Below are 21,763 nucleotides of genomic sequence, written 5' to 3'. Positions count from 1 at the left end.
GGACAATTAATATTCGTTGCGGGACAGAAATCACAAAAAAGGACCATCCTAATGGACGGTCCTTTTTTCTATAACGTATTATTCAGCAGGCTGAAGATCTTCAATGGAATCAACATCCATATATTCAGGAACAACTAGACCAATTTTAGCGCCTTCTAGGTTCGCTCCAAGATCTACAACATCATCTTTGTATTCTTCATACAAATCTTCGTGAGTTGCTGGCAACCAAGCAGCTACCATACCATCAGCATCGCCACCGGCTACAGATTCCCACATAACAGCGTTATCGATAGGCGTTGGCGTAACATCAAAGCCTAAGTTAGATAGAACTTCTGAAACAACGTGTGTGGAAGCAACTTCTGTAGCCCACTCTACGTATACAAGTTCAATCTCTTTACCGTCTACTTCTTCTGCACCTTCTGTCCAAGAATCAACCAAGTCTTGATTCTCTTCTACAAAGTCTGCAGCAGCTTCATCTGGAGAAGCTCCTTCATTAATATCTAACATTACACTGTTCATTTGTGATTCATCCCACTCAAACTGGTCAAGAACAGTATATGCATTTGGCATGTCTTCTTCTAGGCCTTGACGAACCATTGTTTTAATTTCTTCTGCTTCGCCAAAAGAACCATTTGGATCTTCAAGATATTTCAAGTCATACGCTTCGAACTTCCAGTGTGGACTCCAACCAGTAACAACAATAGGTTCTTCATTTTCAATAGCTTCGCCTAGTGCCGTTGCCATCGCACCACCTGAAGAAGTTTCTACAGTCCAGCCATTAAGACTATCATATTCTTCTACAGCTGTTTCTGCTGATCCAACTACCCCAGCACCTGGTTCGATACCAGTGATTGTGTAGTCCATTTCTTCACTATAGTTAGCAGATCCTTCATCTTCACTGCCTTCTTCATCTGAACCTTCTTCTGTTGTTTCTTCACCGCTGTCGCCTTCTGTATCGTCTGAGCCTTCCTCGTCAGCGCCACAACCAGCAGCAACAAGTGTTAGTGAAAGTCCAGCAGTAATCCCTAGACGTTTCCAATTAAATTTCAACATAACTGATGTTTCCCCCTTAAAATATTTTATATATGGTAACTTTTCTATTTAAGAAAAGTATCCACCTTTGTCATGGATTCTAAGCTTTTGATTTGTTGAGGCTTTGTGTAAAACGATCAATGATAATCGCTAAGATAACAATACCAATACCTGCAACAAAACCAGTGCCTGCTTCAGCACGTTGTAAGGCTGATAGCACATCTCTTCCAAGACCTGGTGCACCAATCATCGATGCGATAACAACCATTGAAAGGGACAGCATTACAGTCTGGTTAATTCCAGCCATAATGGTGCTTTTAGCCATTGGAATTTCTACTTTCCATAGCTTTTGAGAACCTGTACTTCCAAATGCCTCAGATGCTTCAATAAGTTCTGTTGAAACTTGTCTAATACCCAAGTTTGTGAAACGCACGGTTGGCGGTGTCGCAAATACTAATGAAGCGAAAACACCTGGAACCATTCCGATACTAAAAAAGGCAACCGCCGGAATCAAGTACACAAATGCCGGCATCGTCTGCATGAAGTCCAGTATCGGTGTAATGATAGCCTCTGCGATTCTGCTCTTGGACATTAATATCCCAACAGGTACGCCTATTATCACAGATAAAATACTAGCTATAAGTACAAGTGTTAAGGTAAACATAAGTTGTTCCCATAACCCTTGATTATAAATAAGAAGCAGTCCTATAATACTGAATGCAACCAGTCCAAATTTTTTACCACTGGCGAAAAACGCCAAAATAGCAATAATTAGTATGACAATAACCGGAGGAATCGAAGCTAATTGATCCGCCGTATTATCCATAAAGTCGCCAAATTGGTTTTGAATGGGCTCGAATATAAAAGAAAAGGTCTCCGTAATCCTATCTATTAACCAATTGGTCCCTTCTGCTAAAGGAATCTCAGGGACATTTTCCATAAAATTAAGCATCGTTTGTCGTCACCTCGCTGTCTCCCGCAAGCGCGCCTATAACAGCACCACGTACAATAACCCCTAATAACTTTTCATCTTCGACAACTGCTATTGGAACAGGAGAATCATAAATTTGATTAAAAATTTCATTTAACGGTGTTTCTTTGGAAACAGTTGGAACATCCGTATTTAAAATAGCATTAATATCACGAGTATCTTCCTGTCTCGCTGTTGACGCGTCATCAGCTGTGACATACCCCTTCAAATTACGTTTACGGTCGGTTACATAAATACTTGAAAGTCCTTCTTCTCTCATTCTTTCAAGGGCAACTCTTGGACCGTGTTTTTCAACGTCAATCGTTTCTGGTCTCTTCATAATATTTTCCGCTGTGAGAACCTTAGAGCGGTCCACGTCTTCCACGAATTTCTCCACGTAATCGTTAGCAGGGTTTACCAAAATATCTTCTGGTGTGCCAATTTGTACGATAGAACCATCTTTCATAAGAGCGATTCTGTCCCCAATACGCAAAGCTTCGTCGAGATCGTGTGTAATAAATATAATCGTCTTCTTCATTGTTTCCTGCAAATCAAGAAGCTCGTCCTGCATTTCTTTTCTAATCAATGGGTCAAGCGCAGAAAACGCTTCGTCCATCAAAAGAACTTGCGGATCATTTGTAAGAGCGCGAGCAAGTCCAACACGTTGTTGCATACCACCAGACAATTGTCCAGGAGCTTGATTCATATAACCGCCCAACCCTACTAGTTCAAGCGATTTTTCAGCTTTTTCCTTACGTTCTGCTTTATCGACTCCTTGAATTTCGAGACCAAATTCAGCATTCGACAGAACAGTTCGGTGAGGGAATAAGGCAAAACGTTGAAACACCATGCTCATTTTTTCACGTCTAATTTTGCGTAGAGCCTCTTTATTCATCGTAGCAAGGTTATCATCATCGATATAGACATTGCCTTCTGTTGGTTCAATCAATCTGTTCAATAAACGAACTAATGTTGATTTCCCACTCCCGGATAATCCCATAATAACAAATACTTCGCCTTCTTCGACTTCAAAGGAAGCGCGGTTAACACCCACGGTATTACCCGTTTGTTCTAAGATTTCTTCTTTAGACTTATGCTCATCTAATAGCTTCAGTGCTCGTTCTGGATTACGTCCGAACACTTTCGATAAGTCTTCCACTTTAATGACCGGCACTTGTTTCCACCTCTTTACTTTTTAACCTAGTTTAGTAGCACTTGTTTCTCTATTAAATTCCACTATCATCGTGATTACCAGCATAGTGAAAATAATGTACAAGTTTCATTTCGTTACCGAAATCACTTTTCTAACTATACGCTAGTGTGAAAAAAGTAGCAAATAGCGTTTGTCGTTAATACAGTTTGTTTAAATCGTAAAGTACAAACTGTACGGAATTTATTTGCGCATATCTACAAATGTCTCTTTATATCGACAAGTTTCCTCTTCGTTTCTACATTTTGCCTTTTCTCTAAGGTCTGTTAAGATTTTCTGTAACGTCTTTTCATGATAATAGTTACCTATGCCTCGAGATATATCTTTATATCTCTTTTAGGAAGTATAGATGTAATAAACGGTACATAGGTTTTTGTTTACCATCAGAAAGGAGAACCATAATGGAAAAACAGCAAGGCAGGATATCAAAAGACTGGTCAGATCTCCACGATACGAGACACCGCTTTATATCCGTCATGGCTCAGAACATGGGTTTATATGATATTTCTGAAACAAATGGAAGGTTATACGGAACCGTCTTGTTCTCCGACGAACCTATGACATTAGATAGCATGAGTAAGGCACTTGAAATGAGCAAGACCAGTATGAGTACTGGGGTTCGTTTGCTCACGGAAGCGTCTATGCTTACAAGAGTCTGGGAAAAAGGAGTAAGAAAAGACTTATATGAGGTAGAAGAAGATTGGTATAAATCTTTCACTTCTGTGTTTGTTAACCGCTGGCGTGAAGCAACGGACAATAATCATAAAGCTGCGCTGACAGCCAATGAACAACTCGAAGATTTATACGAAAAAACGACGGACCCTGCGTTGAAACAGCAAGTTGAAAAAGATTTTGAAAAACTAGATTACGCTCTTCGTTATTACAGCTGGGTTGACGAAGTTATTTCAATGTTTGAAAACGGGGAAATTTTTGAAATCGTACCCAAAAAGTAAGTTCATTGCATTCTGTCTTATCTATAGAACAGTTTCGTACTCTGCTTAATTATGTATGTTAAATGCATAATATGGTAGAATATTGTTACCGATGATTTCCTATTAGAAAGGGCGGAATAAAATGAATGTAAAAACCATTATTCAAAACCGAAGAGAAATAACATCATATGAAGACAAAGCAATACCTGATGATGTTATAGGTGAATTAGTGGACGCAGCTACCTTAGCCCCATCCGGAAACAACCTGCCCTCCCGTGAATTTATTGTCATCCGGAATAAAGAAACGTTGAACCAATTAGCTGATACGCCCGCGACTGTATCTTGGTTAAAAGGAGTGAGCGCAGCTATAGTTATTACCGGCAGGCCTGACGTGAGTAAATACTGGTTGCAAGACTCTTCCATAGCGGCCGGATTTATTTGGTTAACCGCAGTTGATCAAGGGTTAGGCGCCGCTTTCGGTGCGATTTATCATGCCCAGGACCCGGAAGAATCAGAAAAACGAGAACATTACGTGAGAGAATCATTATCTATCCCAAATGACCGGCGCATTACTGCTATCCTTGGACTTGGATATCCTGCTGAACATCCTGGAGCAAAAACTCCTCCGGAAAATAGTGATCTCGTTCACTATGAAACGTTCAATGATTAACAAAGACTAGTGCTTGTAGTGATGGATTGGCAAGTAAATGATGTAATTTGGACAGTAATTATCGCTATTTAGCTAGTAAACTACCTTTTTTCGCTAGTAAAGACGACCATTGTAAAAAAAACCGGCTCTGATACATACCAGAACCGGTTTTTTTCATCTATTCATCTAACCTTTCACTGAACCTGCCAACAGGCCGCGCACAAAATATTTCCCTAAAATAATATAGACAAGAAGTGTCGGTAGGGCCGCAAGCAGAGCTCCTGCCATTTGCACATTCCATTGCACAATCTGACTTCCCGATAAATTTTGCAAAGCTACCATGACAGGCTGACTATCAGAGTTTGTAATCGTCACCGCAAACAAGAACTCATTCCATATATTTGTGAATTGCCAAATCGCTACAACGACAAAGCCTGTAATGGAGAGTGGAATCATAATTCTCCGAAAAATACCGAGAAAACTCGCTCCATCTATTTTCGCCGCCTCAATCATTGTATCTGGAATATTCGCATAAAAATTCCGGAACATCAGTGTCGTAATCGGCAGCCCATAAACAACGTGAGTTAAAATTAACCCCGCTATCGAATTATATAAATCAATACTGCGCAAAAACTGAATGAGTGGAATAAGGATACTTTGATACGGGATAAACATACCAAACAGCATCACTGTGAACAAAATTTCTGAACCTCGGAATTTCCACTTCGATAGCACATACCCATTCATAGCACCTAACAAGGCGGATAAGAAGGTGGCTGGAATAACGAGATAAAAACTGTTCATGACATTAGGTCCAAGTTCCTCAAAAGCTTGACTGTAACTGCTGAAGTCAATAGACGTCGGCAGTGCCCACATTGTACTTAACGATACTTCATCCAACGGCTTCAAACTAGTAACGAATATGACATACACAGGGGATAGAAAAATAATAGCCAGCGTAATTAATAGGATATATTTTAAGAATGTACTTATTTTGTTAGCTGCCATTAGTTATCCCCCTTTCGGTTGTACCATAAATACGGAACGATAAAGATAGCGACCAACAGCAGCATAATAATAGCAATCGCTGCCCCTTGGGCGTAGTAATTTCCACGGAATGTCGTTTCAAACATGTAAACACCAGGAACATCTGTCACAAAATTAGCACCAGAGCCAGTCATCGCATAAACGAGATCAAAGATTTTCAAGGAAATATGGGCCATAATAATGACAACACTCACGGTAATGGGCATCATCATGGGGATGACAACTTTTCGATAAACCTGCCGTTCCGATGCTCCATCCACTCGAGCTGCTTCCCTCAATTCATCCGGAATCCCCCGCAAACCAGCGAGATACATAGCAAGCGAAAATCCCGTCATTTGCCAGACAGCAGCTATAACTACTGCGATGATCGCAACAGGAACCCCGAATTCAATCGCGCCCCATTGGAAGCCGGCGAGAATATTCGTATCGGTGTACCACAGCGGCTGGATCCCAAACCATTTTAAAAAGTGATTAAATCCGGTTGATGGATTTAGCAGCCATTGCCAAACAACACCGGTAACGACAAAAGATAACGCCATCGGAAACAAAAAGATATTACGAAACAACGATTCTCCTTTTAGATTTTTCTCTATTAAAATTGCAATACCCAACCCTAGAATAATGACGGCCCCGATAAAAAACAGGGTAAAAAATAGCGTATTCCGTAAGTCAGCCTGAAATCTGAAATCACTGAACAAATAGAGATAATTGGATAATCCGGCAAATGAGAAATCCGGGGTCAACGTGTTCCAATTACTAAAAGACACGTATCCTGTCCATCCAATAAATCCATAAACAAAAACCGCAATTAACAAAATCGATGGCGCTAGAAAAGCAAGCGCTACCCATTGATCACTTGAAATTCGTTTTTTTCTTTTTATATTTTCTGCCATAAGGATCCTCTCCTACATCATACAAAGCAATCACTTTCAATTTACTGAGAAAAATAGGTCTGGCCCGAACAAGAAGGAACCAGACCTAGTCGTTTCTCTATTCTTCTGCCATTGCCGTTTCCAATGATTCGAGCAAGCGCTCCACATCTCCTTGAGTGACAAAAATATTTACTGCCTGATTTGCTTTTGTCAAATAGCCCTCGGAAGCCGCAGAACCATGTGCCAGACTTGGGGCGAGGGTTGCTTCACGAAAATCTTCAATCGTATCCACCCCATATTCATCGTACTTGCTTTCATCTGCATCCACTCGTGCAGGGATAGATCCTTTTAAGGGGTTAAATGTATCTTGCCCTTCCACCGATCCTAGCACCGACAAAAATTCTTTTACTTCTTCTTCATTTTCCACACCACTTGGAAGACCGAATGTATCAGAAATAACCATGAATTCGTCCGTTGTTTCAGGGAAGGCAAAATAGCCAAAGTCTTCATTAACTTCCATGTCAAGATCATTGCTAAAATATCCTTTTGCCCAATCTCCCATATTTATCATGGCGGCTTCTCCTTCACTGACTAGCTGTGCGGAATCTTGCCAGTTTCGTGACGCATGATCTTCGTTCACATATCCCAACATTTGTTTAAATGTTTCAGCTGCCTCTACAACCCGTTCATCATCAAAACTTATATCGCCATTCCACAACGCTTGATAATCTTCAGGTCCAAGGGAACCAAGTAAAACGTTTTCAAAAATTTGCGTCGCAGTCCACGCCTCTTTATCTCCAAGAGCAAGCGGTGTAACCCCTGCTTCATCAAGCTTTTCTGCTACATCCAAAAACTCATCAAACGTTGTCGGAGGTTCTAGGCCGTTCTCTTCAAACACACTCATGTTATAAAAAATGACGTTACCGCGATGAATGTTAACCGGTACAGAATAGATATCACCGTCTTGGCTGACCATATCTATTAACTCTTCCGGGAATTTATCCATTAGCTCTTCTTCTTCGTAAAAATCATTTAACGGCTCCATTTTATCTGCTGCCACCCAGCTCTGATTCAGTTCTTCCCCCGCATGGACTTGAAAAGTAGAAGGCGGGTCATTCCCTTGCATTCTTGTGGCAAGAACAGCTTTCGCGTTTGTACCAGCACCGCCTGCAACCGCTGCATTCTCAACAGCTATATCAGGGTGCTGTTCTTCAAACAGTTCAATTAAGGCATTCAACCCATCTTCTTCCCCAGCTCCTGTCCACCAACTGAAAATTTCAAGGTCTCCTCCTTCTCCCCCTTCAGCAGCAGCCTCTTCGGTTTCTTGTGAGTCATCTGTTTCTTCGCCACTGTCATTCCCATCAAACTGTTCTTCATCTGAATCATCCGCTCCACAAGCAACCATAGCCAAAACGAAAATCAGCATAACAATAAATCCAAAAAACTTCCTCATTAATATCCCCCTTTATTATTTATTGATAACGCTTTCAATAACTATTATAGCTATCGGACTAGCTATACAAGAAGAGAAATCATCTGTATTCTTTTATGAATTTCTTCATTTTTTTAATGTTGCTTTTTGGAACTGTTTCGGTGACAGATTATAATACTTTTTAAATACTCTGCTGAAATAATTAGGATCTTTGTACCCAATGAAAGAACTAATTTCTTTCAAACTATATTTTTGCTCTTTCAATAACACCACTGCCTTTTGCAGCCGATGCCTCGTAATATAATCAGTAACGTTCTCGCCTGTTGTCGCTTTAAATAAGTTAGAAAAATAGGCCGGACTGAGACTTGCTTTCTCCGCGATATCTTCTAACGAAAATGATTCATGGATGTGCTTATCGATCCATTGCTTGGCTCGTTCGATACTATTAAGAGACTGGTAATGTTGAATGACTCTTTGACAACTACTTTGAATAAACTCATACCATTGTTGGTCCGTGTTTATGTGGTGGACTGTCATCTCCGGTCGATGCACCTGTTGTTTGTCCAACACCTGTTTAACTAGATAAAATAATTCCTCTTTCAGCGCTTGATTGGCAGGGCGTTCCATTAGCAATAACGTGTTCGTTAAGGCTATTTGCACCTCTCCTTCTTGTACCGCATCTCTAATTCGCACTAGTATGTTCTGGTCGTTCCGCTCCGTTTCGACCGTTCCTCTTTTTTGTTTTTGCACATCTAACAGAGCTTCATAATACGAGCGCGATAACATTTCTACGGTATGTACGAGATTTCCGCTGCCTATGATCCACGATGTTCCGCATTCAAGTCTGATTCTTTTTTTTAATCGCGCCACCTCCTGCACGTCACGATGCCTTTCACTCATGCATTGCACAATCACTTGTTTTCCCCGCTCCTGATTGACAATGACATCGTCTCGCGTCCATTGTTTTATTTGTTGCGCTGTTATCGATACGACCGTGTTGTCCTGCCCTTCAAGAATAAGAAAAAATCCAGATGTCATGAAAGGATACAACTCTTGCTGTAATTCTTCTAATCCTTCTTCCTCATGAATAATTTTTGATAAAAATAATTGTTTCGCTAATTCTACCGTGTGATCATATTCCTTTTTACCTTTATTCACCTGCTCTATTTGCTTTTTTACACGTTCAATCGCTTCAATGGTTTCGTTTTTTTTGCCCGGTTTTAAAATATATTCTTTCACCCCAAGCTTTATCGCTTGTTTTGCGTAGTCAAAAGAATCATAAGCCGTCACCATAATAAATTGTACATCCGGTAAATATGCTTGAATGGTTTCGATTGCTTTCATCCCATTTATCCCAGGCATTTTAATATCCATTAAAATAATGTCCGGATTGGTGTCGAGTGCCAATTCAATCGCTGTCCGTCCATTAACCGCTTCTCCCACAATCGTTATATCTTTAAAATGGAATTCGAGAAATTTACGCATAGCTTTACGTTCTAAAATTTCATCCTCTGCTATAATTATATTCATTTTAAATCCCCCTTTCCGAATGTGAACATTCCGGTAAAAACAGCCGTATAACGGTTCCGCCATCTGGTTCTGATTCGATTTCTACAACATCCTCCAATTGATAAAATAATTGTAAACGCCGAATAACATTGGTTAATCCTAATCCCGTCGAGTGTCCAACATGTCCATCTGAAGCAATAATGTTCGGCGACAGAACGCTCTGTAATTGCTCCCTTTCCATCCCGATTCCATTATCTTCAACTTCCGCAATCGTATATTTTTCTTGTTGATAGACGCGCAATGAAATGGTCCCGCCTTCTTCTAAGCACTCCACTCCATGTATAAAGGCATTTTCGACTAATGGCTGTAGTATGAGACGGGGAACTCGTCTATTTAATTCGGTTTCCTCAAGCTCCACAGAGAAATGAATCCGCCCTTGGAAACGAGTCTGTTGAATATGAAAGTAACTTTGCACCACTTCTATTTCATCTTTTAAAGTGACCGATTTTTCAAGATCGCCAAGATTATATCGTAGTAAAGCGGACACCGAATCTATTAAATGAGAGGTGTCATCAGCGTCTTCCAAATAAGCCATTTTCGATACGGTGTTCAACGTATTAAAGAGAAAATGAGGATTTATTTGATTTTGTAAATGTTTTAACTCTAATTCTTTCATTAGACGATCCATTTCTGCCTTACCCTTCATTTCTTCTACGTATTCCGTTATATCTGTCCGCATTTGATCAAACGTATCTCCTAACAATTTCATCTCATCGTTTGACTGAATACTTACGGGCTCCCCTTTAAAATCCCCTCTAGACACTTCTTTTGCAGCGGCTGATAAAGACTGGAGGGGGCGATTAATTCCCGCTGAAAACCAAAATGCGAAAAAAACAGCAATCATAACAGTTGTTATAAATAAAAATATAATAAAAACCCGGAATGCTTCATTTCTATTTTGCAAATCAGCATATAGTTTTTGATATTCTGTCAATTCCAAGTCAATTAAACTCAATGTGTTCTCTTGAATGTAGGAAGCACTATTTTGTGTCTCTTGTAAGTAAGACGTGTAACGCTCAATGTCGTCCCGAAGTACAAATCCTACCGTTACTTCGCTATTACGAATGAGAGACTCTATTAAATTTAAATAATTGGATAATTCTATATTTTCAGATTCCTTCATGTTAGCTTCCAAACGGTTCTCCTCGTCTCTTAATTGAAGACGACTTCTATAGTAAGACGTTAAATTTTCTTCAGACGGATCTCGCACATACGCGTTTGTATCTTCATATAAATCATTTGCTTGTTGGGAAATAGAATTGAAAATTAAAAACCGTTCAAAACTCGTATTATATTCATTCGTTAGACGACTAGAACTAAAATATATAGAAACAGAGACAATATTAAATAACAAAATAAAGACAAAAAAACAAAACAATAATTTACCACGGATGGAGGAAAGCAGCTTCATAACGAATCCCCCAATTGGTCTGGTTCTCGAATAACTTCTGTTTTGGTATGTTGCAAAGGTTCCACATAGTCTTTATGTTGTAAATCGATCATTGTTTGAACGGCTTTCGTCCCCATTTTGTCCGGATATTGTGCAATAACAGCGTCAAGTTTCCCTTCTTCTAACAAATGTATTGTTTCTGGAAGAATGTCAAAGGCAATCATGTACGGACGCTCCCATACTGTAATTTCCTCTACTCCTTGGACCATACCAACGCCATCAAGCGCACTGGTCCCAAACAATGCATTAATGTCAGAATGCTGTTTCATCATGGAGTACGTCACCTGTGCGGCTCCCACTTCTGTAATGTTGGATTCTCTAATATCTACCACTTGTATTCGGTCCACATTTTTTATCGCCTCTTCAAACCCTTCCATTCGCTGTTGTTGATTAAGCGATTCCACATTTCCTGTTATAATGCCGACGACCTGTTCCCCCGTTGTCTCACGAATTAATTCTTCTCCTGCAAGATAGCCTGAATCAAAATTATCAGTCCCTATATAAGCGGTTCGTTCACTTTCCGGCATATCACTGTCCACTGTAACAACTGGAATATTATGTTCGTTTGCTTTATGGACAAGATCAAGAAAACGCGGTCCCGGAAGCCCTTGTGTGATAATTCCGTCGACTTTTGCTGCAATCATTTGATCCATCGTCCGCAGCACTTCATCCGGATTGGCTTTTCTCGGTCCTGTACTTTCTAAATAAATATTATGCTCTGCGGCCGTTGCTTTCGCACTTTGTTCAATTTCCTGCCAATAGGCATTTCCTGTTTCTTCTGTAATCAAAGCAAAATGATAGTCATACGTTTTTGCCGTCGATTCTGTCCCCTCTACATAAAACGTTTCTTTCCCAAAATAAAGCATGAACAAAAAAGAAATGCCGAACAATAACCCAGCTCCTGTATATAAAACGACTTTCTTTTTATGTTCCATCCTTATCCCTCCTTCCATCACATGTAAGAAACGATTCGACAAATGCTGTATACTTTCCTGCCTTCTTTAACCAATGGAAAGATTGCACTAATTTATATTAGTTAATGTATATAATTAATAGGAATTTAATTCCAACTACAAATTATATGTTACACTTAATACTACATATAGATTGTTCGCTTGGAGGGAGTATTACTCGATACAGAATAATGCTAGTCTATCCAGAAGATTGTTTGGTCTGGTTATGTAATTGGAAAACGTATCTGTCAGATTAAAATGAAAAGGATGATGATAATGAGGTTAAACTTTCAAACACTTTTTTAAGGAAAGTGGTGGTTTTCAAATAATCGGTTTCCTCACTTTTATATGATTGCGTTTAGAGATGGAATTCTTGATGTTGAAATACACAACAATGAACGTTAATAGAAACACGGAAGAGGAGTAGGATAAAATGTCAGCTCCATTTTTAATAAATGGATTACACGGAGATTCAGCACACGTAGACCCTGTTCACGTTTTTGAAGGGTTGGATTGGAGAAAGGCTGGGGAACAAATAAACGGGTGCCCTCACACTGTGTGGGAGATTCTTTTTCATATGACGTATTGGCAAGAGCATTTAATTCAGCTACTGTCTAAAGAATACCCAGAATATCCTAAACACAATCATTACACCTTTCCAAAAACGTCAGTTCCTAACAACGAACAAGAATGGCACGATACCTTACAACAATTTCGAAAAGGTATTAAGATAGCTGAAGCGGAAACAACAAAAGATTTAACAGAACAAGGGTTTGATGATAAAAATGCAACAAGAGGCGATTTACTTATCGACCTCATCACACATAATAGTTATCATGCTGCTCAATCGGCACAAATCCGTCGCATGACCGGATCATGGCCCCCTCCATCCGGCGGGCAAACTTGGTAATTGACGTCAAAAAGGATCTGGATAATGTATTGTCCAGATCCTTTTTAATGATTTAGCTTGTATGGTGTTGTTGTACCACTTCTTTATTCGGTTTCCAAATAGTTTCGATTTCTTCTAACGATTTATTTTTCGTTTCCGGCACAATCGTCATCACGAATGTAAAGCAAATGACGTTAATAACAGCGAACATCCAGAACGTAAACGTCCCTCCCATACCGTTAATTAACATTGGTGTGAATTGACCGATTGCCCAGTTCGCTCCCCACAAAAAGATGGTAGCTATACCTACTGCGCGGGCCCGTAAATGGTTCGGAAAAATTTCTGGAATCATCACCCAAGGAATCGGTCCCATCGAAATACAAAACGCCGCCGTAAACCCAGCAATAAAGATAAGCATCCATATCGCACTCGGAACATCAAGATAGAAAGCGCTCCCAATGAGGACCATAAAAAATGCCATTAAAATGGAACCAACTGCCATCAAGTTTTTACGACCTGCTTTATCAATCAATATAATCGCTAATATAGTGAATAAAACTTGAACACTACCGATTATACTTGTCGCTAAAAATTCCGTATTATTTTCAAATCCGGCCAACCTAAAAATTTCAGGACCATAATAAGTAACCGCATTCATACCTATTACTTGATTAAAGAGAGCAAGGAAAATTCCTACTGCCATCGCTTTTCGCCAACCTGGTTTCAGTAATTCCCTCATCGATGTATTGGTCTCCATTTCAATCGACGCCTGAATAGCTTCTTTTTCTTTCGTTGCAGTCTCTGTATCATTAATACGCTGCAGTACACGAAATGCTTCTTTCTCTCTTCCTTTTTGCAATAAGTATCTTGGACTTTCTGGTATGAATATTAAAAGGATAAAAAAGACAACACCTGGAATAACTCCGTACCCAAGCATCCAGCGCCAGCCCAGCTCTATCCCCCAACTGTGCGAGCCGGAATTCGCCACACCCCAATTAATATAAAACGTAGCTGAAATCCCTATAATTGTAAATAGTTGATACAACGAGCCTAATCTACCACGTATTGCCGGAGGGGCACATTCTGCAATGTAAGTAACTGATAAGGCTGAGGCAAAACCAATTCCTAGTCCACCAAGCACTCTAGCTAGAATTAAAATAGTAACATTTGTCGCGAGCGCGGAAGCAAGTGCTGATATAGCAAAAAAGATAGCCGCTACCATTAAGATTTTTCTTCTCCCATAACGATCACTTAAAAATCCTGATAGCGCAACACCGACTACACCACCAATCATAACACTTGAAATGACGAAGCCTTCCATTGCCGGGCTTAAGTCATATAGTTCTTGAAGAAATCCAATTGCCCCTGATATGACAGCGGTATCAAATCCGTATAAAAAACCTGCCATACCTGCAGCTGATGCAATAATAATGACGTACCAAACAGAATGGTTACTTTTCATCGTATTCACTCTCCACTCTTCTTGTTGTGTGTAAACCTTTTTCTACGTACAACTAGTTTTACAGTTAATGACATGCTTTTTTTCTGTCTTAATGACAGATGATGTATGCACAAGTTGAGCTAAAAAATGACATGCCATCTGCCTGTTTTGCCTTTTCTAAAAATTTAAGTATCTCCAGACTTCTATGATAACGTTCACATAAAACTATAAAACACGTACGTATAAATGTCAATTAAATATATTATAATTTAATAATGTACGTACAAGTTTAAAGAAATAATCACTCAACCCTTTATTGCTGAATTAGATCTAAAAAAAAGCACGGGCAAATTACCCGCGCCGTTCTACATTTTTTTATTTTTTGCCACTCCTGCAAGCACATACAACACGATGTTTGATGCCAAATGAGCAGAGAACTGATTTACATCCGTCTCAGGATACACTTCTACAAAATCCATTCCAACTAAGCCCTTTTTCCCAAACTCATGAATTAACGTCAACAACTCATAAGATGACAATCCATTTGCATCAGGCGGGCCACCTGGATTAAAAGCAAAATCAAGAATGTCGCTGCAAATAGAAAGATAGACAACATCTACATCTTGGCTTGCTTTTTCATAAATGTCATCCGCCATTTTATAAATATTACCGCATTCGCGAATGTCTCTCGATGTAATGGTCACCGCTCCTGCATCATTGGCGAATTTGCCGCTTTCCGGTTTATTCCGCGGACCATGAATTCCTGTATGAATCAAGCTCTCATTTCGAACTCCTTCTAGTTCATAGAGCCGCGCAAACGGAGTATTCCTTGCGTATTGGTCATTACCGTGAGACGGCATGTTATCGTAATGTGCATCCAAGTGGATAATTCCGACTTTCTTACCTTGTTGTTCAACTAGTCCTTTAATAATCGGATACGTAATACTATGATCACCGCCTAGACCAATAGGAAAAACATCGTTGCTCCAAAGATGATTTTTTGTAAAATCAGTAATCCGTTCCATTGTTTCCTCCGGATCATTCCAATTAATCGTCACATCACCTAAATCACCGAGCGTGAGATGTTCAAATACGTCTATTGCATCCAACTCTGGTAAAAAACCTGAATAACGCCCAGAGGCAAGACGCATCGATTTCGGCCCAAGTTCACAACTTGTATAATCTCCCCACGTCACGCCTCCTTCCCACGGAACACCATACACGACAGCATCCACATGCTCATGATTAGTATCATTGATTTTTTTACTATGTAAGAAACAAGGTGTATTGCCATACACATATTCTGTCATTGTCTCATGCACCCTTCCCTTCTAAGGTTTTGCCGACAATTATAACATTATCAACGGTAATTTTCTCTGACGACTGCATTATCTCGTCATTTACTACTTTTCCGCAAAACAAGTGTCGTGGCAATATCAACTCTTTTACTTACTTTTCGGTCTTCATTCACTTGTTCCATCAATAAATCGACGGCCGTTTCTCCCATCACTTCGGTATACACCTTCACCGTGCTAAGGGCAGGATACATATATTTTGAAATACTAATATCATTTACACTTATTAAGCTGATTTCATCCGGTACTTGAATCCCGTATTCATGCAAGGCCCTTAAGCAGCCGACAGCCATTGTATCATTTGCAACAAACACAGCCGTGGGGAGCTTATCACGGTATGCTTCAATCAACTCTTCCATCAAACGCTGTCCAGCTTGAACCGTGAAGGAGCCTGTAAATACAAGATTTCCATCATAATATCCATGTTTTGTCATAAAAGACTGAAATGTTCGCTCTCTAGGGTCATCTATTTCTTGCGAATCAAGCCGATACCTTTCTCTTCCCCCTATATAAGCAATCTGTTGATGTCCGCCTTCTATAAAATGCCGTAACACTTTTTCAGCAGCTCGTTCAAAATTTGCAACAACCGCATCAAATTGCTCACTATCAGGGGATGAATCAACAAACACGACATGGGGAGAAAATTCTACGATAGATGCTGCCTGTTCATAGCTGAATTTCCCGACGGCTATAATCCCATCAACATTACCCGGTTCAAGCTGGATAAAATCATCATAGACATACTTCACAAACTTGATAGCTTTAGACTGACAGCGTTGTTCTACCCCAAGTCGTATCGACATATAATAAAGATCTTCTAACTCCTCTTTTTCTGTATACCAGTGCACAATGGCTATAGAAGAAGCAACGGTGTTTTTTCGTTTACCTTTTTTATAGGCAAGCGCTTCTGCTGCTTCAAATACTCTCTTTTTCGTTGCTTCTGTCGCGGACAAAGACTCGTCATAGTTTAACACTCTAGAAACGGTTGCAAGCGAAACACCTGCTTTCTCCGCTATATCTTTAATTGTAGCCATTTTAGAGCTCCTTTATTTTTTTGTGCCAAATGTAAAGGTTGTTGCTGCTTTATATGGTTTGCCTGCTTCCAAGTGACAAGTCGGGCGGTCCAATTCGCGAAAATCTTCAGGCAGGCGTTCTGTTTCCACACATATTCCAGCAAAAACGTGGCCATTTCCTTCTTTAAAAGTTAAACTATCTTTCACTTTATTACCCGTATAGATAACAGCCCCGGGTTCTGTCGTTGCTGCTTCTAACGTGCGCCCGTTTTTTTCCTCATAAACGCTGATTTTTTTTTCTGCTTCTTTTTCAAATACGAAAAAATGATCAAATCCACCATTAGCTACAGATAATTGTGGATGACTCTCAGAAAAAACATCTTTTAATTTTCGCCCTTCTCTTATATCAAATGGAGTTCCGTCTATTTTAACAAGGTCTCCTGTCGGTATTAAATAATCATCAAGCTCGAATATGCATTCGGCAGGAGCCTGTACGACGTGATTGCCAATATCTCGTTTTTGATTACCACTTAGATTAAAATACGTGTGATTTGTTAAGCTTACCCAGGTCGTTTTATCTGACATTGCTTCATACTCTATCGAAAATTTTCCATTTTCCTCAAGAACATAAATCACCTTTATATCAACCGTTCCAGGATAACCTTCCTCTCCATCTACACTTTGCAGAGAAAAAACAATACGGTCTTCACCATCAGCTTCTTCCATGTCATAATACCAAAACCGGTGGCTGAATCCTGTCGTTCCTCCATGCAAATGATGAGAACCTTCATTTAAAGACAAATGATGTACGTCATTTGTTAACTCTAAACGGCCATATGGTATACGACCAGCTACTCGGCCAACCACTGCTCCAAGATAAATACTGTCGGTCTTGTAGTCTTTCACATCTTTATAAGCAAGTACTATATTTTCTACATTCCCTTTTTCATCTGGAACGTATAGACCATTAATACGGCAGCCAAAATTGAGCGCTTCCACTTTCATGCCTTGATTATTTTCCATTGTAAATTGAACAACCGGTTCTCCGTCCCAATGATCGATGATTTCTTTTTTTATCATATCTATTTCCTCCTATTATGATCCTTCATTTAAGGTTTTTATAAACGCTTCTAATCCTTTTTGACCATTCACATCACGTTTGAACACACCAGCATCTTCTAGCACTCGTAAAAACTTTTTCCCCACTTCCATTTTAACAATGGCATCAGCCCGTTCTTCATCTGTTTGTTCTCCGTATTTCTTCTTTAACTCTTTCGCCCACGGTAGATGAGCAGGCTCTACCTTCTGATTGTCTTTGAGTAAATAACGTTCGACTTCTTTAAGTTCTTCTGCTAAACGTTTTGGTAAAACCGCCAGTCCCATCACTTCAATTAAGCCAATATTCTCTTTTTTTATATGATGAACGTCAGCATGAGGATGAAATATACCTTCGGGGTGCTCATCATTTGTTCGATTATTGCGCAATACTAGGTCTAGTTCATATTCATCACCACGACAGCGCGCTATCGGAGTAATCGTGTTATGAGCAGTACCTTTTGTGTAAGCTTGAATGTCACGAGCAGGATCATTGTAATCTTTCCACTTTTTTAAAATCATGTCCGCTGCATTCACAAGATTCTCCTGATTTCCCGAACGAAGACGGAGTACAGTCATCGGCCATTTCACGATTGATCCCTGTACATCCGGATAAGCGGTCAATGAAAAGGAATAATCAGCAGGAGCTTTAGCCAGTGTAAATTCATAGCGTCCCCCTTGATAATGATCATGACTTAAAATAGAACCGCCTACAATCGGAATATCAGCGTTTGATCCCATAAAATAGTGTGGGTATTTTTCTACAAAGACAAGCAGCCGTTTAAAAGTGGATGCTTGAATTTTCATGTCGCGGTGCTCTTCTGCCAGCAAGATGCAATGTTCGTTGTAATAAACGTACGGCGAATATTGCAAGTACCAGCGTTCCCCTTCGAGCGGAACACGAATTAAGCGGTGGTTCGATCGTGCCGGATGACCAATTCTCCCGCCGTATCCTTCGTTTTCCATGCACAATAAACACAGCGGGTACGACGCATCCATTTTCCTCTGTTTTTCTTTTTCAATTTCTTTAGGATCCTTTTCCGGCTTCGATAAATTAATAGTAATATCAAGGCTTCCATATTCAGATTCCACTTGATAGTAAATATTTTTAGCAATGCGTTTCGTTTGAATATAATTGGAATTTTGACTTAGCTCATAAAAATAATTGGTTGCTTCCACTGGGTCTTTTTCGTATTTTTCATAGAATCGATGATTTACAACAGATGGCTGTGGGATAAACACATTCATCAAGGAGGAGGTCAACTGCTCTCTTTCTTCCAGCAAATTCTCTATTTGTTTTTGTTCCACAGCGTAGTCTGCAAGTTTCTCAAGAATATCCGGGATGCTAGCAGGAACTTTCTCTGCCCTATCTGGAACAAAATCGTGAATACCTAGCTGTTTTAACACTTGATTTCGACTGTAGACCTTATCTTCAGACGCCATCATACCAAGATTCCCAGCCTGCTGGACAAGTTCTTCTACTACCGTACATACATATTCTACTCTCATATCGAACGTCCTCCATAACCTTGAGGATTTTTTTGATGCCAGTTCCATGCATCTTTTACAATCGTCTGAACATCCGTACGTTTCGGTTCCCAATTCAGCACCTGTCTAGCTTTATCTGATGATGCTATTAATCTTGCAGGGTCCCCCGCTCTGCGTGCTCCCATTTGCTGAGGAATATCTTTTCCGGTTACTTGACGAGCTGCCTCTACCATTTCTTTGACGGAAAACCCTTCACTGCTGCCAAGGTTGAAAATGTTACTGTCGCCACCTTCTTTCAAATAGTGGAGCGCTTTTATATGTGCCGCTATTAAATCTTCAACATGAACGTAATCACGAATGCATGTGCCGTCTGGCGTAGAATAATCAGAGCCAAAAATGGTGATGGCATCTCTTTTTCCAAGTGCCACTTCAAGGATAATTGGTACAAGATGTGTCTCGGGCCGGTGATCTTCTCCAACCTTTCCTCCTGCGCGTGCTCCCGCTACATTAAAATAACGCAAGGATACATAACGGAGACCGTGAGCTTTTTCACACCACTTCATCATTTTTTCCATCGCCAGCTTTGTTTCACCATATGGATTCTCTGGTTTTGTCGGCGCTTCTTCTGTAATCGGTACTTTTTCCGGTTCTCCGTAAACGGCTGCTGTTGATGAAAAGACGATTTCACGTACGCCCGCTTCTATCATCGTTTCTAGTAAAACTTGTGTTCCATACACATTGTTATCAAAATACTCCAATGGTTTTTCCATCGATTCTCCAACAAGCGAGTGGGCCGCAAACATCATAACTTGTGTAATTCTTTTTCGCTTAAATACATTTCTCATAAACTCGCGGTCCCGTATGTCCCCTTCGTAGAATACCGCGCCACGCGGAATCGCTTCTTTATGGCCTGTTTGTAAATTATCGACGATGACTGGTTGTTTACCTTTATCCAGCAGTTGGTGAACAGCATGTGAACCTATATATCCGGCACCGCCCACGATTAAAACGCTCATTGTATCACTTCCTCTTCTGTTAATTCTTTCGCACCATCGCCCACGTTCGCTTCATAAATCGACGGTTTGTACCCAATAACAGATTGATAGTGTGCTTTTACTTTTGTTAGAAACATTTCTGTCTTCTCTTTTTCAACAATAGCAATAGCACACCCGCCAAAGCCTGCCCCAGTCATCCGTGCTCCAATCACACCATCTTGATCCCATGCCGCCTCCACTAACGTGTCCAATTCTTTTCCAGTCACTTCATAATCATCTCGGAGGGATACGTGAGATTCATTCATCAGCTCCCCGAATCCTTGTAAATTTCCTTCTTTTAATTTTTTCAGGGACGTTTTTGTTCTTTGATTTTCATAAACGGCATGTTTTGCCCGATACACAGCGGTCGGATTATTAATATAGGGCTTTAATTCTTCAAATTCTTTCGGCGACAATTCTCCAAGTGCGTGAATGTCTTCGTACAGTTGTAAATCGTTTAATGCCGATTCGCATTCTTCACGCCGTTCGTTGTATTTCGATGATGCCAACGTCCGCTCTTTGTTCGTATTCATTATGAGTAGTGTGTAATTTTCTAAATGCAAAGGCGCATATTCATAAAGTAACGTCTGACAATCCAGCAGTATACCGTAATCCTTTTTCCCCATACCAATCGCAAATTGATCCATAATGCCGCTGTTTACACCAATAAATTCATTCTCCACCTTTTGACCGGTTTTCACTAAATCCATTCGTTCCACCGATAATTGAAACAATGATTCTACTAAAACACCTGTAACTAGTTCAATAGAAGCCGAAGAAGAAAGACCTGCACCATTCGGTATGTTTCCATAAAAAAGAACATCCACCCCATAAGGGATATCAAAACCCGCCTCCATTAGTTTTAATATCATTCCTTTCGGATAATTTGCCCAATTATGGTCTTCCTGAAAAGACATATCATCCAAGTAAAATGTCATAACACCTTTATCGCTAAAATTTTCCGAATACATGCGGATTTTCCGGTCTTCCCGTTTTGCCGCTACCGCGTATGTTCCTTTTGTTATCGCACATGGAAATACATAACCGCCGTTATAATCTGTGTGTTCTCCTATTAAATTAATTCTCCCGGGAGCAAAAAATACTCGAAAATCACGCTCGCCATATAGTTCCATAAACTTGTTTTTTAAATCGCTTACAACCATTTCATTCCCGTCCTTCCTGCCTTTTATGTCTGTATCTTTATCATACGAAACAACAAGGTAAAATTTCAAGTAAAATTTACATTTATTTTTACTAAAAAGCATGTGAAGCAGTTTTTTTGCTATTTTAATGACATGCGATTCATAATATTACATAAGAGAACGTCGGATT

The 21,763-nt window shown here is 39.9% G+C and carries 18 protein-coding genes and 1 pseudogene; 3 read left to right on the top strand and 16 right to left on the bottom strand.

The annotated features are described in order from the left end of the window. Positions 1-78: 78 nt before the first annotated feature. The 3 genes from J2S78_RS02835 to J2S78_RS02825 all read right to left on the bottom strand — a co-directional run bounded on the left by J2S78_RS02835 (position 79) and on the right by J2S78_RS02825 (position 3,176). Positions 79-1,053, bottom strand: a complete 975-nt coding sequence (locus J2S78_RS02835) for a glycine betaine ABC transporter substrate-binding protein (RefSeq protein ID WP_306896049.1) — start codon at positions 1,051-1,053, stop codon at positions 79-81. 79 nt (positions 1,054-1,132) lie between these two features. Then, positions 1,133-1,984, bottom strand: coding sequence for an ABC transporter permease (locus J2S78_RS02830; RefSeq protein ID WP_306896047.1), 852 nt, complete (start codon positions 1,982-1,984; stop codon positions 1,133-1,135). Continuing rightward, complete coding sequence (locus J2S78_RS02825; protein WP_306896045.1) at positions 1,977-3,176, bottom strand: quaternary amine ABC transporter ATP-binding protein; 1,200 nt, start codon at positions 3,174-3,176, stop codon at positions 1,977-1,979. The genes J2S78_RS02830 and J2S78_RS02825 overlap by 8 nt, the downstream gene beginning before the upstream one ends. Positions 3,177-3,613: 437 nt before the next feature. On the opposite strand from J2S78_RS02825, the gene J2S78_RS02820 reads away from it, so the two are divergent. Next, positions 3,614-4,165, top strand: a complete 552-nt coding sequence (locus J2S78_RS02820) for a GbsR/MarR family transcriptional regulator (protein ID WP_306896043.1) — start codon at positions 3,614-3,616, stop codon at positions 4,163-4,165. Positions 4,166-4,286: 121 nt separating this feature from the next. After that, positions 4,287-4,814: a nitroreductase family protein gene (locus J2S78_RS02815; protein ID WP_306896041.1), complete on the top strand. Its 528-nt coding sequence runs from the start codon at positions 4,287-4,289 to the stop codon at positions 4,812-4,814. A gap of 165 nt (positions 4,815-4,979) precedes the next feature. On the opposite strand, the gene J2S78_RS02810 is transcribed toward J2S78_RS02815, so the two are convergent. From J2S78_RS02810 to J2S78_RS02785, 6 genes are all read right to left on the bottom strand, one after another. Then, positions 4,980-5,801: a carbohydrate ABC transporter permease gene (locus J2S78_RS02810; protein WP_306896039.1), complete on the bottom strand. Its 822-nt coding sequence runs from the start codon at positions 5,799-5,801 to the stop codon at positions 4,980-4,982. Further along, the gene (locus J2S78_RS02805) at positions 5,801-6,733 is read right to left on the bottom strand and encodes a carbohydrate ABC transporter permease (RefSeq protein ID WP_306896037.1); all 933 of its coding nucleotides are present in this window, start codon (positions 6,731-6,733) and stop codon (positions 5,801-5,803) included. Before J2S78_RS02805 ends, J2S78_RS02810 begins: the two co-directional genes overlap by 1 nt. Before the next feature lie 97 nt (positions 6,734-6,830). Beyond that, complete coding sequence (locus J2S78_RS02800; protein WP_306896035.1) at positions 6,831-8,165, bottom strand: ABC transporter substrate-binding protein; 1,335 nt, start codon at positions 8,163-8,165, stop codon at positions 6,831-6,833. Positions 8,166-8,270: 105 nt separating this feature from the next. After that, positions 8,271-9,674 (bottom strand): response regulator transcription factor, encoded by a 1,404-nt coding sequence (locus J2S78_RS02795; protein ID WP_306896033.1) that lies wholly within the window; start codon positions 9,672-9,674, stop codon positions 8,271-8,273. A gap of 1 nt (position 9,675) precedes the next feature. Further along, positions 9,676-11,124: a sensor histidine kinase gene (locus J2S78_RS02790; RefSeq protein WP_306896031.1), complete on the bottom strand. Its 1,449-nt coding sequence runs from the start codon at positions 11,122-11,124 to the stop codon at positions 9,676-9,678. Further along, positions 11,121-12,098, bottom strand: coding sequence for a sugar-binding protein (locus tag J2S78_RS02785; protein ID WP_306896029.1), 978 nt, complete (start codon positions 12,096-12,098; stop codon positions 11,121-11,123). The genes J2S78_RS02790 and J2S78_RS02785 overlap by 4 nt, the downstream gene beginning before the upstream one ends. 451 nt (positions 12,099-12,549) lie before the next feature. Here J2S78_RS02785 and J2S78_RS02780 point away from each other — a divergent pair, with 451 nt between their 5' ends. Continuing rightward, complete coding sequence (locus J2S78_RS02780) at positions 12,550-13,026, top strand: DinB family protein (RefSeq protein ID WP_306896027.1); 477 nt, start codon at positions 12,550-12,552, stop codon at positions 13,024-13,026. 52 nt (positions 13,027-13,078) lie between these two features. Here the strand turns inward: J2S78_RS02780 and J2S78_RS02775 are convergent. The 7 genes and pseudogenes from J2S78_RS02775 to J2S78_RS02745 all read right to left on the bottom strand — a co-directional run. Then, positions 13,079-14,485, bottom strand: a pseudogene (locus J2S78_RS02775) (sugar porter family MFS transporter); the annotation flags it as partial. Between the two features lie 326 nt (positions 14,486-14,811). Next, entirely contained in the window at positions 14,812-15,756 is a 945-nt protein-coding gene (locus J2S78_RS02770) for an agmatinase family protein (RefSeq protein WP_306896023.1), read from the bottom strand. A gap of 86 nt (positions 15,757-15,842) precedes the next feature. Continuing rightward, a complete protein-coding gene (locus J2S78_RS02765) occupies positions 15,843-16,835 on the bottom strand; it encodes a LacI family DNA-binding transcriptional regulator (RefSeq protein WP_306896021.1) in 993 nt (330 codons plus the stop codon). A gap of 12 nt (positions 16,836-16,847) precedes the next feature. Next, the gene (locus J2S78_RS02760) at positions 16,848-17,894 is read right to left on the bottom strand and encodes an aldose epimerase family protein (protein ID WP_306896019.1); all 1,047 of its coding nucleotides are present in this window, start codon (positions 17,892-17,894) and stop codon (positions 16,848-16,850) included. Between the two features lie 15 nt (positions 17,895-17,909). Next, on the bottom strand, positions 17,910-19,418 hold the full coding sequence (galT, locus tag J2S78_RS02755; protein ID WP_306896017.1) for a UDP-glucose--hexose-1-phosphate uridylyltransferase: 1,509 nt from the start codon (positions 19,416-19,418) through the stop codon (positions 17,910-17,912). Further along, on the bottom strand, positions 19,415-20,413 hold the full coding sequence (gene galE / locus J2S78_RS02750; protein ID WP_306896015.1) for a UDP-glucose 4-epimerase GalE: 999 nt from the start codon (positions 20,411-20,413) through the stop codon (positions 19,415-19,417). Before galE ends, galT begins: the two co-directional genes overlap by 4 nt. Beyond that, complete coding sequence (locus J2S78_RS02745) at positions 20,410-21,594, bottom strand: galactokinase (RefSeq protein WP_306896013.1); 1,185 nt, start codon at positions 21,592-21,594, stop codon at positions 20,410-20,412. The genes galE and J2S78_RS02745 overlap by 4 nt, the downstream gene beginning before the upstream one ends. Positions 21,595-21,763: the final 169 nt, after the last annotated feature.

It is taken from the genome of Salibacterium salarium, assembly GCF_030813635.1.
Taxonomy (GTDB): Bacteria; Bacillota; Bacilli; order Bacillales; family Marinococcaceae; genus Salibacterium; species Salibacterium salarium.
The sequence above is the reverse complement of the archived record's forward strand: the minus strand, read 5'-3'. Positions and strand labels throughout refer to the sequence as shown.